Source organism: Sphingomonas sp. (assembly GCF_024508665.1).
GTDB lineage: Bacteria > Pseudomonadota > Alphaproteobacteria > Sphingomonadales > Sphingomonadaceae > Sphingomonas.
In genome coordinates, this window is the sequence record NZ_JANINP010000002.1 from 265,663 (window position 1) to 281,053 (window position 15,391).

A 15,391-nucleotide genomic window follows, 5' to 3' on the forward strand; every position below is an offset into this window, starting at 1 on the left:
CAGCGGCGCCCGCCCGCCGCGGGATTTCGCCAAGGCGTCGCATCGAACGGGAAAGCGGCATCACACACCCCTCGCTCAGAAACCGTAGCCGACGCGGACGCCGAACGTCCGCGGCCGCAGGATCGCGTAGCGGCTGTAAACGAACGCTTCCGGGTGCACGTAGGTCGTGGCTCGGCTGTTGCCGAGATTCTCGACATAGAAGGTGGTGCTGAACTTGCCGATGCGCAGGCCGGTTTGCAGGTTGATATAGGTATAGGCGTCGGACGGCGCGTAGAGCGGGCTCGGAACTCCCGCCTTGCCAGGCGTATTCGGGAAGCCGTTGGGGAACGAGCCGACATGCTCGATCTGGAAGCTCGTGAAGCCCGACGCGCCGCTGCCGATCGCGTAATTATAGCTTCCGAACAGCGCGCCCTGCACGTGCGGCGAGGCCAGCCGCGCGCCGTTGACGGCACCGGAAATGATCGCCTGCTGAGCGGTGATGTCGGTCACCTTGGCATCGTTGAGCGAGCCGTTCAGGCCGAAAGTGAGCCCACGCGCCGGGTTGATGGTGATCTCAACCTCGAGTCCCTTGCTGACCGCCCCCTTGATATTGGTGGCGAACTGGACGGAATCCGATTGCCGGTTGGCCTGCACCTGTATGTTGCGCCAATCGATATAATAAGCGGCGAGATTGGCGGTCAGCTTGCCGCCGAGCCAGCGGCCCTTGGTCCCGATCTCGTAATTGGTCAGGCTGTCCGAGGTCGCGCCTGCAGGTATGACGAGGTCGTTGGGGTTGACGGTGCTCACGCTGCCGGCCCGGGCGTTGTAGACGGGCGTGCGGTAGCCGGTCGACACCGTGCCGTAGAAGGTGAGGTCACGCGACGGCTTGTAGGTGAGACTCGCTTTCCACGAGGCCTTGGACGCGGTCGGATATTTGGCGGTCGATGCGCCATTGGGCACCTTCGCCAAGGGCCCGGAAATGCCGAACAGCGCATAGGTGAAATAGGCCGAATTGAAGCCCGGGAAGGTATCCACCGTGCCCGAATAGCTGCCGTAGCGCAGACCGCCGGTGACCGACAGCTTGGGCGTGAAATGATAGGTCAGTTCGCCGAAGCCGGCGCTTTCGCTGGTGCGGCTGTCGCTGGCGAACTGATAGAAGGTCGCGTCGGCCGGCAGACCGGTGATGCCGCGCGCGGCAAGGAAGGCCGGCGTCGACGTCTCGCGCCCCTCGAGGAACGAGTCGCGGTGGAGATAATAGGCGCCGACCGTCCAGTCGAACTTGCCGCCTGGATCGGAAGCGAGGCGCGTCTCCTGGACGAACGTCTTCCAGATACCGTGATCGTAGAGATAGAACGGAATGGCTTTCTGGATCGGTACCGCCGCGCTGGCGAACGTGCCGGTCAGGTCGACAATGAACAGCCCGTCCTGATAGGCGTAGCTCGACGTGCTGGTCAGGTGGAAGCCGTCGAACTGATAGTCGATCGTCCCGCTGTAGAGCTGGGTCTTCGAGGTGTAGAGATCGGGGATCGTCGAATAGCGCTTGCGGTCGCCCAGCGAAGGCGTCGTCAGCGAGGCATCCTGAGGATGGCTGTTTTCGTAGATTCCGGTCAGCCGGATGCTGAACCGGTCGCTCGGTTTCCACAACAGGCTCGCGCGGCCGCCCCAATCCTTGAGCGTATTCGCATTCCTCACGCCCGTGCCGAGATTGTCGATATAGCCATCCTCGTGCCGGTAGAAGCCGACCACGCGCAGGGCCAGCGTGTCGCCGGCCAGCGGCACGTTGATCATGCCGTTATAACGCTGCCGGATGCCGCCGCCGTCAGGGGTCAGGCCGATATCGGCGAGCGCCGACGCGTCGAACTTGGTGAGGTCGGGCGCCTTGGTGAGGATCCGCAGCGCGCCGGATAACGAGCCCGACCCGAACAACGTGCCCTGCGGCCCGCGCAGGAACTCGACCCGCTCGATATCGTAGAGATTGGGATCGAGCGTCACCGAATTGCCGATCGTGGTGAGCGGTAGCTCGTCGAGATAGACGGTCGTCGTCGCCTGCAGCCCGGCCTGATAACCATTGGTCGAAATGCCGCGGGTGGTGACGCTGATATTGTTGCTGCTACGCTGGTCGAGCACGACGCCGGGCGTCTCGCGGGCAATGCCTTCGAAGCCGACAATGCCCTTCTCGCTGAGCTGCGCCTGGGTGAAGGCGGTGACGCTCATCGGAACGTCCTGGAGACGCTCGCTGCGGCGGGTCGCGGTGACGACGATGTCGTTGGGATCGGTCGACGTACGGTCGTTCTGGCTGCCGTTCGCGCCGCCCGGCGAGGCCGACGCGTCCGGCGCCGGCGCGATTTGTGCGGCGGCGGGATAAGCGGCCGCGAGCGCGGTCAGTGACGCCGTGCAGATCAGCTTCTTCATCGTCCTCTCCCCTCATTCGCCGCCGCGCCTTGATGACGCCGTCTCGCGAATTGGGAGGACTTGGCATTCAATCCCGATCCCTGTCAATACTGACTTACTTATCAGTCAGTATTTATAAGGCACGCAAGGTCTGATGGCTGCAGGGGCGCCTAGGTAAATAGAGCCGCCGTCGAATGGATTGCGATGGAGCGACAGCGCGTGGGGAGACGGTCGCCGCGACCAAGAACGATACTGTTCTCCAAACAGCCGCTTGGCCGGGTGCTCCTGTCTCCGCCGCGCGCGTCCGCAGGATCACTTGCCGCGCAGGTAAATCCGATGCGCGTTCTGGTAGTAGATCTTGTCGATCACCGCGCGCGGTAGCGCCAATCCTTTCACCTCGGCCTTGATCTCTTCGATACGCTGCGACTGCGGAGTGGCCAGATAGCGCCAGTCCGAGCGCCAGGCATGATCGACCTCGGTCGCCAGATGGTCGATATCCACCGGGGGGTTCTCGACCGGCTTGGCCGGATCGGGGGGATTGTCGGCGACGTCGGTGCCGTACATCAGCCGGTCCTGATACTTGATGAAAAAGGCGCGAACCTTCGCGTAATCCTGGTTCGACTGATATTGGATCTGCGTCATGCGCGCGGCGAGATCGACGTTCGCATTGGGGAAGCGGTCGAGGAAGGTCGCCAACCGGTCGACGCTCCATTCCAGACTGGCCATATGGGCGCCGACGAACGACAGTTTGGGATGAAAGGCGACGAAGCGGTCGCGCGCCGCCATCAGCATTTCATAGCTCGGCTCCTCGGGGTGCAGATACATGTAATATTGCGGGTGATCGCGGAAATAGCCGCGGTCGTTATCGGTCGTCATCTGGTCGAGCGGCAGCCAGCAATTGAGCGGCTCACCCTGATGCGCGATCAGCGGAATGCCGATCTTTTCGATGTGCGCCATCACCGCGTCGAAGCGGGGGTCGTCGAGGAAGACGCGCTTGCCCTGCTTGTCCTTCACGACCATGCCGATATTCTTCCACACCTTGACCGCAACCGCGCCTTTGGCGACCGCGGCGTCGATCGTGGCGATCGCGCGGTCGCTCCACCCGGGCTCGCCGAATCCGTCCATCGAGAAGGCGGTGGCGAAGTGGAAGATCTTCGGATCCTGGGCCTCATGCTCCTCGGCCGCCTTGGCCTGCAATTTCAGCGGGGGAAAATCGGGATAGTCGACGTTGATCGACAGCAGTTCGAAGCCGTCCTTGCGCGCGATGTCGATAAACGCGGTGCGCGCGACATTGTCATGCACATGCGCGTCGAATTTGGGAACGCGAACGAAATCGGCCTCACTATAGGACGCCTCCCCGCTCTGCTGCGCTTGCACCGGCTGGGCGGAGGCCGCCGCGAGAGACAGGATCGACGCCATCATCAAGCCACCGTGCAACCGCATAACCTCTCCCTGGATTTGATACGAAATGAAAGATATCAACCAAGGAAAGCCTAGCATTGACGAGAGATGAGGCGCAAACCGTTTTGCGTATGTTTCATTATATATTTCCGCCGCGCGAAAGACCGCGCCCCTCGCCGACACGGCGCGAACGTGAGTGCTTCAGCTTCAACAGTCCTGCGAGATGCCGCGCACTGCCCCATCACCGAAAGAAAACGCATGGAGACATCCACGCTTTGCCGCTAGAAATCGCGCAGGAGGCATGATGCGGGATACAAGTCGGCGACGTCAGGAAATCATCGGAATGCTGCAGGACCAGGGGAGCGTTCAGGTCCACGCCTTGTCCGAACAATTCCATGTTTCCACCCAGACAATCCGCAAGGACCTGGCGTTTCTTGAAGCGCGCGGCGTGTCGGTTCGCTGCTATGGCGGAGCGGTCGCGGCGGGCGTGATCGGTGTGGCGGACGAAGATCCGGTCGACACCAAGCGCGTCCTGCACATAGCCGAAAAGGAAAGGATCGGCCGTCTCGCCGCTTCGATGGTGAAGCCCGGCGAGGCGATCATTCTCGATTCCGGGACGACAACCGCACAGATCGCGCGCTTCCTGCCGGACGACGCCGACATCGTCGTCCTGACCAACGACGCGGATATCCTGAGCCAGCTGGTCCACAAGAAGAATATCGAGATCGTCCTGCTCGGCGGACGGTTGCGCCGCAAGAACATGGCCTTTTACGGCGGACAGACCGAAGCCGCGCTCGACAGTCTGCAAGTCGACCGCCTGTTTCTCGGCGTCGACGGCATCGATCTGCAGCGCGGCATTACCACGCATTTCGAAGCCGAGGCAGCGCTCAATCGCAAGATGGCCCGCGTCGCCCGCGAAGTCGTCGCGGTGACCGACAGCAGCAAGTTCGGCCGCACGTGCCTCCACAGGATCATGGGGCTCGAGGAAGTGAACGTGCTGATCACCGATGACGGCGCGCCCGAGGAGAGCCTGGACCAGGCACGCAAGCTCGGCTGCGATATCCGCATCGCCTGACGCCCGCGGAGCATCGACGCCCATGCCTCCGCGCCAAGGGTACGGGCCGGACCGGACCTACCGGCCCGGCCCGTGATAGATCAGAACCCGAAACGGACGCCGGCGGTGAACGTGCGCCCGTACGCTGTGTAGCCCGCGCCGACGCTGCTGCCGGTACCGACCGCGCCTGATGCCCAGACGATGTTACGGTCGCCGTTGAGATAGGTCCGCACGATCGAATTGGTCAGGTTGCGCCCCTCGACATACAATTTGATCCGCTTGGTGACGTTGAACGACGCAGTCGCGGTGACCCAGTCATAGGCGCTCGCGATCGCGGGCATGCCGTCAACTTCGGTGAAGTTCGCATAAACGAACGAGCTCGAATGATCCCAGGACACACTGAGCGAGACGGGACCCTTTTCGTAGAACGGATTGATCGACCAGGTCGTTGGTGAGACGCCTGCTTCCTGCCCGGCGTCCTGGCCATTGATCGTGGTCTGGCTCCAGGTGTGCGTGAATTGCGCACGGATGCCGAAGCCGTTCCTCAGCATATGCTGCCAACTGAACTCGACGCCGTAGATCTTGGCATCGTCGCCGTTGATCGGCTGAACCACGCTGTACAGCAGCGGCGCGCACGGCTTGCCATTGAAGCAGCCGACCGCGCCGATATCGACATTATTGACCTCGACCGAGGTGATGTCGTTGCGCAGTTTTTTGCCGAACAAGGCGACCGAAACCATGTCGTTCTTGTGGTAATACCATTCCAGCGACGCGTCGGCCTGCCACGATTTGATCGGCTTCAGGTTCACGTTGCCGCTATAGCTGACGACATAATCCTGGTTGCTGCTGTTGTCGGTCTGCGTGGGCGCGAACTGATTGAGGTTCGGCCGCGCGATCGTCTCGGCGACCGCCAGGCGCAGGTGGAGATTGTCGGTGAATCCGTAGTTGAAGTTCATCGACGGCAGCGGGAGCGTATAGCTGCCATGCGCCGAAATCGGGGTCGCGTCCGAATATACGACTACCGCGGACGCAGTCGGATTGGCGGTGTCGGCGACGGTGACCGATATGATCTTGTTGATCGCGGTCGAGGCGGTCGTCTGCGTATTGACCAGGCGCAGGCCGATATTGCCGTTCCAGCGGCGCCCGCCGAACGAGGCCTCGACATAGCCGGACAAGGTGCGCTCGCTGACGACATAGGAGTTCACCGCGTTGAATTGCGGCAAGCTGTCGGCGAAATGATAGACGCCCTCTCCCGAGGTGTAATTCGGCGTGCCGTCGAGCGACTTCAGGCCGGCGAGCAGGTTCTGCGCGTTGATCGCCAGCATCGTGGTCGGGAAGTTGCCGCCTGCGCCGGAGAAGAAATTGGGGAAGTTGAAGGTCGAGATGACGTTCTGGCCCATCGTCGCGAAAGTGATCGGTCCTGGCTGGCCGGGCATCGTATTGTAGAGCGAGCTGTATTGGCTGGACCCATTGGTCCAATCGTTGCTGATGTCGCGCCGCGATTTGGACCGTTTGAGATAGGCGGCGCCAAAGCTGATGCTCTTCAGAATGCTGTTGTCGAACGTATAGGTGCCGTCCAGCTTGGCGCCTGTCACCGTATCCTTGATCGAGAAACCGGACAGCCCGTCATAGTGGGTGCTCCACAGATTCTGATTGTCGAGCTTGCCCGAGGCGAGCGCGGTCGCGTAATCCGATCCGTCCGGCAGCGTGACGCTGATGTTCGGCATCGCGTTCGGATTGGCCGAAAAGGTCAGCGTGTTCTGATTGTAGGGGGTCGGTGAGACGAGCCCCGCGGTCAGGAAAGTGTCGGTCCCGCCCTCCGGCCGGTTCGCCTGCGAGCGATAGGCGTCGGCGCGGAACGACAGTCTCGATGAGGCATCCCACTGGACGTTGGCGCCAACCAGATAGGTATCGACGACGCGATGGATCGTCTGGTTGACGAGTTCGGGCGTGAAATTGTTGGTCGTGAACTTGGTGATGAAACCGTTCTGGACGGTGACGTTCGACCATTCGGGCAGGCCATTCTGGTCGTAGGTGAAGCCCGGGAAATAGGATTGGTTGTAGGCGACCTGCGGGTCGTTGAGCTTGGTGTACATGCCATCAAGCGTGACGTGCAGATTGTCCGCCGGGCGCCATTCCACCGTACCCGTCAGTGCGAACCTCTTCTTGCGGTCGACTACCGAGCCGAACTGGATGCAGCACAAGCCGACCACAGGTTGCGCATTGGCAGGCGGGGGCGAATCGACCGTCGGCCCGACCGGCCAGACGCCCGGGCTGCTCGCATCCCAGGACGAGTAATTCAGCGCGTCGGTGCGGAACTTCTGGTCCGACCAGACCACGCCGAGCAAAGCGCCGAAGGTGCCCGAGCTGTTGGTGTCGCTGATGAAGCCCGATACCTTGTAGCCGCCGTAACGCGACATCTGGTTGAAATTGCCTTCGGCGCGCGCGGCGATGTGGAAGCCGGTGTGATCGAACGGCCGTGCCGACCGCAGGTTGACGGTGCCGCCGATACTGCCCTCGGTCGCGCTGGCCTGGGGCGACTTGAGCACGTCGGCGCCCGAGATCACGTCGGACGGAAGGATATCGAACGCGAAGTCGCGACCGTCGTCGTCGGTCGCCAGGATACGGTCGTTGAGCGTCGTGATATTATATTGCGAACCGAGTCCGCGCACGCTGACATACTGGCCCTCGCCACCCGTCGTGCGGTTGATCGTGATGCCGGTGATATGCTGCAGCGAGTCCGCCACGTCGCTGTCGGGGAAACGGCCCAGTTCGGTCGCGTTGACCGAATCGAGCACGACGGTCGCGCTGCGCTTGATCTCGACCGATTTGTCGAGGCTGCCGCGGATGCCCGTCACCACAATGTCGTTTGCCGCCCGATCGGCCGAGGCCGTATCAGACGTCGTGTCCGGCGACGGAGGCTGGGTCTGCGCCATTGCAGCGCCGGAAACCGAGGCAAAAGCGACGGCAAGGATGCTGGCATTCGTGCGCAGAAGACGTGCGGCCATGATTTTCCCCTCGATGGTCGTATATTTCAATATGTTTCATTCTGTAATCGGTTTTGCGGCAACGCAACCTTTTTTTGTCATATTCAAAGGAGCGTGGCTTAAGGGGATGGCATTTCGGCCAAAGTCTCTAACCAGAGCACCGCATAATTCATATCATTTTCAATGGTATGGCTGAATAGATTGGTGTCAGCCAGCCTGCGCCCTTTAGTCCGTTGTCAGAGGATAAAACGAAACAAAACGAGTGAAAGGCGCTCGTTTTCGTTTGCTTATCGGCGAATCCCTGTGCAAGCTCGCTTCGAATACGCCCGACAGGAAAGGGCGGCAAACCGGCGAGGAAAGAATGGCTGGCGCCACACTGACACGCAGATCGACACTGGCTGGCCTGTTATGCGGCACGACGGCGATCATGACCGGATTGCTGCCAACGGCTCCCGCCTTGGCATTCGCCGACCCAGTCGCAACCGCCGGCGATGGCATATTGACGATCGAATTCGACGGCCTGCTGCGGTCGCGGCTGTCTCGCGATGGGCGGGCGCTGACCGCGTTCGACACCGGCGAAGGCGTGCGGCTTGCCGACGGGTCGATACTCGATAGCTTCGTGCTGCTCGGCAATAGCGGTTCCGGGCCGGCAGCTGTGCGCGACGGGAACCGGCGCCACACGTTGCGCGGCGTTGCCGACGGGCGGCTCGAAAAGCGTATCGATCTGCTATTCCGCCCCTCGCTGCCCGGCGCGGCACTGATGACGGTGCAGTATCGCAACCTGGGCAAGACGCCTTTGGTGATCGCGGCCTGGTGGTCGGCGGCGCATACCTTGATCGCGCATCCCGAGGGCGCCTGGACGTTTTCGGGCGCGTCGCATCCCGATCGTCGCGATTGGGTGCAACGGGTCCGGCCCGACTTCCAGCAGCGCAATTATATGGGCATGAACGGCTCCGACTACGGCGGCGGCACGCCGGTGGCGGCGGTCTGGCGCCCCGACGTCGGGCTGGCGGTCGGCCATGTCGAGACCGTCCCCAAGCTGATCGCGCTTCCGGTCACCTCGCAGCCGGGCGGCACGCGAATCGCGCTCGAGGGCGACCAGCCGATCCTGCTCGCGCCGGGCGAAAAGGTCACGCTGCCCGAGACCTTCGTCATGGCGCATCGCGGCGATCATTTCGCCCCGCTCGATGCCTATCGCCGGATCATGGCCGAGCGCGGGCTCGCGGCGCCCGCCATCCCCGAATCGAGCTATGCGCCGATCTGGTGCGCCTGGGGCTATGAACGCAACGTCACCCCCGATCAGGTCTATGGCACGCTCGACAAGGCGAAGGCGGTCGGCTGCGAATGGGCAGTGCTCGACGACGGCTGGCAAAAGGCGATCGGCGACTGGGTCGCCGACACCAGCCGGTTCCCCGGCGGCGATGCCGACCTCAAGGCCATGGCCGACCGTATCAAGACCTATGGCATGCGGCCCAAATTGTGGATCTCGCCTTTGTCGGCGACCCCGGCCAGCGACCTGATGCGCGATCATCGCGACATGCTGTTGCTCGACGCCAGCGGTACCGCGCAGAACGTGAGCTGGTGGAACAGCTATACCTTGTGTCCGGCCTATCAGCCGACGATCGACTATTTCAAGGCGGTCACGCGGCGGATCGTCGGCGACTGGGGGTTCGAAGGCCTCAAGATCGACGGCCAGGACCTGAACGGCGTCGCCCCCTGTTACAACCCGGCGCATCATCACAAACGGCCGGAGGAATCGGTCGAGAAGCTCCAGGATTTCTGGAAGGCGATCTACGACACCGCGATCGCCGCCAACCCGAACGCCAATGTCGAGATCTGCCCGTGCGGCGATTCCTTCGCCTTCTTCAACATTCCCGCCATGAACAACACGCCGGCGTCCGACCCCGAATCGTCGTGGCAAGTGCGCCTCAAGGGCAAGACCTTCAAGGCGATCATGGGCCCGTCCGCACCCTATAGTGGCGACCATGTCGAATTGAGCGACGGCGGCAACGATTTCGCCTCGACCTACGGAATCGGCGCCATCCCCTCGACCAAATTCACCTGGCCGAAGGACACCGACAAGCCCAACGACAAATTGCCGCCGGGCGGCTTCGTGCTGACCCCCGACAAGGAACGGCTGTGGCGCAAGTGGATCGCGCTCTACCGGCAGAACATGCTGTCCAAGGGGCATTATCTCGGCGAGCTCTACGACATCGGCTTCGACAAGCCCGAAGCCCATGTCGTAGCGGCCGAGGGCAAGCTGCATTATGCTTTCTATGCCAAGACCTGGACCGGACCGATCGAATTGCGCGGGCTCGGCAAGGGATCCTACCGGCTGACCGACAGCTTCACCGGCGCGCCGCTCGGCACCGCCAGCGCCGCCAGCAACAAGATCAACGCCAGTTTCGAGCGCTTCCTCGTCATCGAGGCGACGCCCGCAGGAGATGCCGCATGACCGCCACCCCCGCCCCCGCGCCAGCCGGCCGCGCCTGGCTGTTCCATGCGCTGGTCACCGTCGTGCTGTGGGGCATCTGGGGCGCCTTTTCGGATCAATCGTCCAAGCACGGCTTTCCCGACACGTTGGTCTATTGCGTCTGGGCACTGACGATGATCCCGCCGGCGTTCATCGCGTTGCGCATGAGCGGCGGCAAGCTCGAGACGAGTCCGCGGGCGATCGCTTACGGCATGGCGGTCGGCTTGCTCGGCGCCGGCGGACAGATGGTGCTGTTCTATGCGGTGACGCGTGGCCCCGCCTATCTGATCTTCCCGATCATCTCGCTGTCGCCGCTGGTGACGATCGTGATGTCCTACGCCTTGTTGCGCGAGCGCACCGGCAAACTCGGATTGCTCGGCATCGCGCTGGCGCTGATCGCCCTGCCGATCTTCAACTACGCCCCCGCCGACGGCAGCACGACGACCGGGTCGACCTGGTTCGTGCTCGCGCTGATCGTGATGCTGTGCTGGGGCGTGCAGGCCTATTTCATGAAATCGGCCAACAACCACATGTCGGCCGAGGGGATCTTCTTCTACATGATGATCGCCGGGCTGCTGCTGGTGCCGGTGGCATGGGTCCTGACCGACCGCTCGCATCCGGTGAATTGGGGCTGGGACGGGCCGGCGCTCGCCGCCGGCATCCAGGTGCTGAACGCGATCGGCGCGCTCACCCTCGTCTTCGCCTTTCGCTACGGCAAGGCGATCATCGTCGCGCCGTTGTCCAATGCCGGCGCGCCGCTCGCCACTGCGATCATCTCGCTGATCGCGCTCGGCGTGATGCCCGATACGCTCAAGATCGTCGGCCTCGCGCTGGCGCTCGCCGCCTCGGTGCTGCTCGCGATCGAGCCCGATACGGCCGGCGAAACGGCCGACGCCGCCGCCGAGCCGGCGGCGATTTAATTTCATTATACATCATTTCCTTGTGTTTCATTTTCTTTCAGTGTACGCGGATTGTCCATTCGAGGAGCAATCATGAAGGCAATTCGCGCCCTCGTCGCTGAGCACAAAGCGGGCAAACGCGTGGGCATCACTTCGGTATGCTCGGCCCATCCGCTGGTGATCGAAGCGACGCTGCGCCACGCGCTGGCGCACGACGCGCCGATCGCGCTGATCGAGGCGACATCCAATCAGGTGAACCAGGACGGCGGCTATACCGGCATGACGCCGGTCGATTATCGCGCGTTCGTCTCGGCCATTGCGGACCGGGTCGGCTATCCGCGCGCGCGGTTGGCGCTGGGCGGCGATCATCTCGGCCCCAACGCCTGGACCAAGCTGCCCGCCGAGCAAGCAATGGCCAAGGCCGAGGTCATGGTGCGCGACTATGTCGCCGCCGGGTTCGGCAAGATCCATCTCGACTGTTCGATGAGCTGCGCCGACGATCCGGTACCGCTGCCCGAGCGCACCATCGCCGAGCGCGCCGCGCGGCTGTGCGCGGCGGCCGAGGCGGCCTATTCGGGCGATCCCGACGATGCGCCGAGCTATATCATCGGCACCGAGGTTCCCGTGCCCGGCGGTGCGGCGGAAGATCTCGAGGAACTCGCGGTCACGACGCCCGACGCGGCGCTGGCGACGATCGCGATGCACCGCGACCTGTTCGCCGAATTGGGGCTGTCGGGCGCCTGGAGCCGCGTGATCGCCACCGTCGTCCAGCCGGGCGTCGAGTTCGACCACGACAAGGTGGTCGACTATGTCCCGGAAAAGGCGACCGCGCTGAGCAAGGCGATCGAGCCGGTCGAGCATATCGTGTTCGAAGCGCATTCGACCGATTACCAGACCCCCGAAGCGCTCGCTGCTCTGGTGCGCGATCACTTCGCGATCCTCAAGGTCGGGCCGGGCGTGACCTTCGCCTTGCGCGAGGCTTTGTGGGCGCTCGACGCGATCGAACGCGAGACGGTGGCGCCCGAGCGGCGCGCCAATCTGCGTGACGTCGCGATCGAACGGATGCATGCCGAACCCGGCAATTGGTCCAAATATTATCACGCCAGCGGTGCGGCGCTCGATTTCCAGCTCAACTACAGCTTCAGCGACCGCATCCGTTATTACTGGCCCGACAGCGCCATCGCCGCCGCCCAGGAACGATTGTTCGCCAATCTGCGCGAGACGGTGCCACCGCTGCCGCTGGTCAGCCAATACCTCCCCATCGCCTTTGCCGCGCACCGCGCCGGCCGCACCACGCTCGACCCGGTCGACCTGGTCGCGGCCCATATCGACGCGACGCTCGACGCCTATCATGGAGCCTGCCATCCCAATGTCTGACCTCATCGCTGCCCCCAAGACGGCAGCCGACGGCGCCGAGCCCTGGACGCGCCGCGAAATCTTCCAGCAAGCCGCTACGCTACGGGCGACACAGGCTTTGCTCGCGAGCCAGCGGGGCGGGATCGAGGCCTTCCTCGGCCCGTTGCTCGCCAAGCCGGATCCGCGCATCGTGCTGGCCGGCGCCGGTACCTCGGCCTTCATCGGCGAATGCCTCGCGGCGACGCTGGCGCAGGCGACCGGGCGCCGGGTCGATGCAGTGCCGACCACCGATATGGTCAGCGCACCCGAACTCTATCTCGAGGCGCGGACCCCGACCCTGCTCGTGTCGTTCGGCCGCTCGGGCAACAGCCCGGAAAGCATAGCCGCGATCGATCTCGCCGATGCGCGCGTTGCCGACGTCCACCACCTGATCATCACCTGCAACGCCGACGGCGCCCTGGCCAAACGGCGCGGCGACGATGCCTATGTCGTGGTGCTGCCCGAAGAGACGCACGATCGCGGCTTCGCGATGACATCCAGCTTCTCGGCGATGACCTACGCCGCTCTGGCGATCTTCTCGGGCATCGCCGCGTTCGGCGACCGCAACGAGCGGATCGCCCAGGCCGTCGAGACGGTCCTGGCCGACACCGAAACCGCGATGGCGGCGCTCGCCACGCGCGAGTTCGAGCGCGTCGTCTATCTCGGCAGCGGCCCGTTCCAGGGACTGGCGCGCGAAGCGGCGCTCAAGCTGCTCGAACTCACCGACGGCGGGCTGGTGACGATGCATGACTCGACGCTCGGCTTCCGTCACGGCCCGAAGACGATCGTCAACGACCGTACGTTGGTGGTGGCGTTCCTTTCGAACGATCCCCTGACCCGCGCCTATGACCTCGACCTGATCGCCGAACTGCGCGCGGACAAGGTCGCGGGCGCCGTTCTGGCGGTGTCCGCCCAGGACATCGCCGGCGAGACGTTGCGGGTGCATGGGCTCGAGACGGCAGCCGACAGCGACCTGCTGTTCCCCTATATCGTGCCGGCGCAGCTGTTCGCGCTCCATGCCTCGCTCGACCGTGGCCTGACGCCCGATACGCCGAACAAGGCCGGGACGGTCAGCCGCGTCGTGAAGGGCGTCCGCATTCATAGCGGCAGCGCATGACCGCGCCGTCCTATTTCCTCGGCGTCGATGGCGGCGGCACCAAGACCGAGTTCGTCTGTATCGACGGCACCGGCGCGGTGATCGCGCGCCAGATCGAGGGCACGACCTACCACCTCCAGGTGGGGCTCGACGGCGCCGTGCGCGCGATCGAGGCTGGCATTGCCGGCATCTGCGCGCAAGTCGACATCGCGCCGGCGGCGCTGACGTTCGCCTTTTTCGGTCTGCCCGCTTTAGGCGAGGACAATGCGATCGACCCGTTGCTCGACGAGAGTTGCGGCCGTCTGCTCGGCCATGATCGTTATCGCTGCGGCAACGACATGATCTGCGGCTGGGCGGGGTCGCTCGCGTGCGCCGACGGGATCAATCTCGTCGCCGGTACCGGGTCGATCGGCTATGGCGAACGGCAAGGCCGCGCGGCGCGGTCCGGCGGCTGGGGCGAAGTATTCGGCGACGAAGGCTCGGCCTATTGGATTGCGATCCAGGGACTCAACGCCTTCACCCGGATGAGCGACGGCCGCTTGCCCAAGGGGCCGCTTCATGACGCGTTCCGACGGCGGCTCGGCCTCGAGAACGACCTCGACATCTGCGCCAGGGTAATGGGCGAGCAAGGCTTGGCGCGCGACGAGATTGCCGGCTTGGCACCAATTGTCGCGGAAGCGGCGGCGGCGGGCGATCCCGCCGCGATCCGAATCCACGACCTTGCTGCCGAGGAACTCGCTGCGATAGCCGAGGCGCTGCGTGCGGAACTTGGGTTCGGCGCGGACGAGGACGTGCCTTTGTCCTGGTCGGGCGGCGTGCTCGCCAACGATGCCTCAATCCGCGCCCGGCTGGAGGCACGGCTGCGGCAAGTCGGTCCGTACCGCTTCGTCGCGCCGCTTCATTCGCCTGCTTACGGCGCAGCGCTCTACGCCGCGCACAAGGTCGGCGTGACTCCGGCCTGAGCCATTCGACAAGAGGGGCCGATCATGCGCTTCAAGCTTCTCGCGCTCTCCACCGCCGTGCTGACGTCGTCCGTCTCCGCGGCGCTGCTCGGCGCCGCACCGCCCGCGCCCGGCCTGCAGGTCGACGTCACGAGCCCGGCCGATCGCAGCCGCCTCGCCTGGCAATCGCAGGGCAGCTACGACGTCATCGTTTCCTATGGCGGCAAGTCGACCAAATTCGACGAGATTCCTTCGAACGAGGTGGTGCTGACCGCCACCTACGCCGCGGATGCTGACGCTCCGGACGCTCGGCGCGCCGTGCCGCTTGCACAGCCATTGGTCGACGTCACGCGATCGAATTGCATCGGATGCCACGACTTCGATGCCAGTTCGGGGGGGCCGTCCTTCGCGGCCATTGCCAGGCGTTATGCCGGTCAGCCCAGTGTCGCGGCGATGCTCGCCGCACATATCCGGGATGGCTCGCGTGGGGCCTGGGGGCAAGGCACGATGCCGCCGCACCCCGACCTCGCCCCGGCGCAGGCGGCGGATATCGCCAGCTGGATTCTCGCGCACGGCGCAGATCCCGGAATCCATTATTATAGCGGCAAGAGCGGCAGCTTTCGGATGACCGCTCCCGGCATGCCCGCGCCCCGCGCCGGACTGGTGCTCCGAGCCTATTATACTGGCCCGCGCGAGGCCGGCGACACGCGTCCCGCCGCGGGGCGCGACACCGTCGTCGTCTCCGGATCCTGACAGCACGCGAGACCAGGGAGAC

At 64.1% G+C, this 15,391-nt stretch carries 10 protein-coding genes; 7 read left to right on the forward strand and 3 right to left on the reverse strand.

The genetic code is table 11. The features are described from left to right. Positions 1 to 75: 75 nt before the first annotated feature. Both Q0L25_RS04055 and Q0L25_RS04060 read right to left on the reverse strand, forming a co-directional pair. Positions 76 to 2,391: a TonB-dependent receptor gene (locus Q0L25_RS04055; RefSeq protein ID WP_296611791.1), complete on the reverse strand. Its 2,316-nt coding sequence runs from the start codon at positions 2,389 to 2,391 to the stop codon at positions 76 to 78. Between the two features lie 291 nt (positions 2,392 to 2,682). Then, complete coding sequence (locus Q0L25_RS04060; protein WP_296611793.1) at positions 2,683 to 3,813, reverse strand: amidohydrolase family protein; 1,131 nt, start codon at positions 3,811 to 3,813, stop codon at positions 2,683 to 2,685. Between the two features lie 262 nt (positions 3,814 to 4,075). Here Q0L25_RS04060 and agaR point away from each other — a divergent pair, with 262 nt between their 5' ends. After that, on the forward strand, positions 4,076 to 4,846 hold the full coding sequence (gene agaR / locus Q0L25_RS04065) for a transcriptional repressor AgaR (RefSeq protein WP_296611795.1): 771 nt from the start codon (positions 4,076 to 4,078) through the stop codon (positions 4,844 to 4,846). Between the two features lie 80 nt (positions 4,847 to 4,926). Here the strand turns inward: agaR and Q0L25_RS04070 are convergent, their stop codons facing one another. Then, positions 4,927 to 7,833 (reverse strand): TonB-dependent receptor, encoded by a 2,907-nt coding sequence (locus Q0L25_RS04070; protein ID WP_296611797.1) that lies wholly within the window; start codon positions 7,831 to 7,833, stop codon positions 4,927 to 4,929. Positions 7,834 to 8,173: 340 nt separating this feature from the next. On the opposite strand from Q0L25_RS04070, the gene Q0L25_RS04075 reads away from it, so the two are divergent. The 6 genes from Q0L25_RS04075 (at position 8,174) to Q0L25_RS04100 (ending at position 15,369) form a co-directional block, all read left to right on the forward strand. Next, positions 8,174 to 10,267, forward strand: coding sequence for a glycoside hydrolase family 36 protein (locus Q0L25_RS04075; protein WP_296611799.1), 2,094 nt, complete (start codon positions 8,174 to 8,176; stop codon positions 10,265 to 10,267). Further along, positions 10,264 to 11,205, forward strand: a complete 942-nt coding sequence (locus tag Q0L25_RS04080) for a DMT family transporter (RefSeq protein ID WP_296611800.1) — start codon at positions 10,264 to 10,266, stop codon at positions 11,203 to 11,205. Before Q0L25_RS04075 ends, Q0L25_RS04080 begins: the two co-directional genes overlap by 4 nt. 72 nt (positions 11,206 to 11,277) lie before the next feature. Next, entirely contained in the window at positions 11,278 to 12,561 is a 1,284-nt protein-coding gene (locus Q0L25_RS04085) for a D-tagatose-bisphosphate aldolase, class II, non-catalytic subunit (RefSeq protein ID WP_296611802.1), read from the forward strand. Then, positions 12,554 to 13,696 (forward strand): SIS domain-containing protein, encoded by a 1,143-nt coding sequence (locus tag Q0L25_RS04090; protein ID WP_296611804.1) that lies wholly within the window; start codon positions 12,554 to 12,556, stop codon positions 13,694 to 13,696. Before Q0L25_RS04085 ends, Q0L25_RS04090 begins: the two co-directional genes overlap by 8 nt. After that, positions 13,693 to 14,637, forward strand: coding sequence for an N-acetylglucosamine kinase (locus Q0L25_RS04095; RefSeq protein ID WP_296611806.1), 945 nt, complete (start codon positions 13,693 to 13,695; stop codon positions 14,635 to 14,637). Before Q0L25_RS04090 ends, Q0L25_RS04095 begins: the two co-directional genes overlap by 4 nt. Positions 14,638 to 14,661: 24 nt before the next feature. After that, positions 14,662 to 15,369 (forward strand): c-type cytochrome, encoded by a 708-nt coding sequence (locus tag Q0L25_RS04100; protein WP_296611808.1) that lies wholly within the window; start codon positions 14,662 to 14,664, stop codon positions 15,367 to 15,369. The last annotated feature ends 22 nt before the right edge of the window (positions 15,370 to 15,391 follow it).

Excerpts from the sequence above, each read along its gene's own strand:
- Q0L25_RS04055 (WP_296611791.1), bottom strand. The coding sequence starts at position 2,391 with ATGAAGAAGCTGATCTGCACGGCGTCACTGACCGCGCTCGCGGCCGCT.
- Q0L25_RS04060 (WP_296611793.1), bottom strand. The coding sequence starts at position 3,813 with ATGCGGTTGCACGGTGGCTTGATGATGGCGTCGATCCTGTCTCTCGCG.
- agaR (WP_296611795.1), top strand. The coding sequence starts at position 4,076 with ATGCGGGATACAAGTCGGCGACGTCAGGAAATCATCGGAATGCTGCAG.
- Q0L25_RS04070 (WP_296611797.1), bottom strand. The coding sequence starts at position 7,833 with ATGGCCGCACGTCTTCTGCGCACGAATGCCAGCATCCTTGCCGTCGCT.
- Q0L25_RS04075 (WP_296611799.1), top strand. The coding sequence starts at position 8,174 with ATGGCTGGCGCCACACTGACACGCAGATCGACACTGGCTGGCCTGTTA.
- Q0L25_RS04080 (WP_296611800.1), top strand. The coding sequence starts at position 10,264 with ATGACCGCCACCCCCGCCCCCGCGCCAGCCGGCCGCGCCTGGCTGTTC.
- Q0L25_RS04085 (WP_296611802.1), top strand. The coding sequence starts at position 11,278 with ATGAAGGCAATTCGCGCCCTCGTCGCTGAGCACAAAGCGGGCAAACGC.
- Q0L25_RS04090 (WP_296611804.1), top strand. The coding sequence starts at position 12,554 with ATGTCTGACCTCATCGCTGCCCCCAAGACGGCAGCCGACGGCGCCGAG.
- Q0L25_RS04095 (WP_296611806.1), top strand. The coding sequence starts at position 13,693 with ATGACCGCGCCGTCCTATTTCCTCGGCGTCGATGGCGGCGGCACCAAG.
- Q0L25_RS04100 (WP_296611808.1), top strand. The coding sequence starts at position 14,662 with ATGCGCTTCAAGCTTCTCGCGCTCTCCACCGCCGTGCTGACGTCGTCC.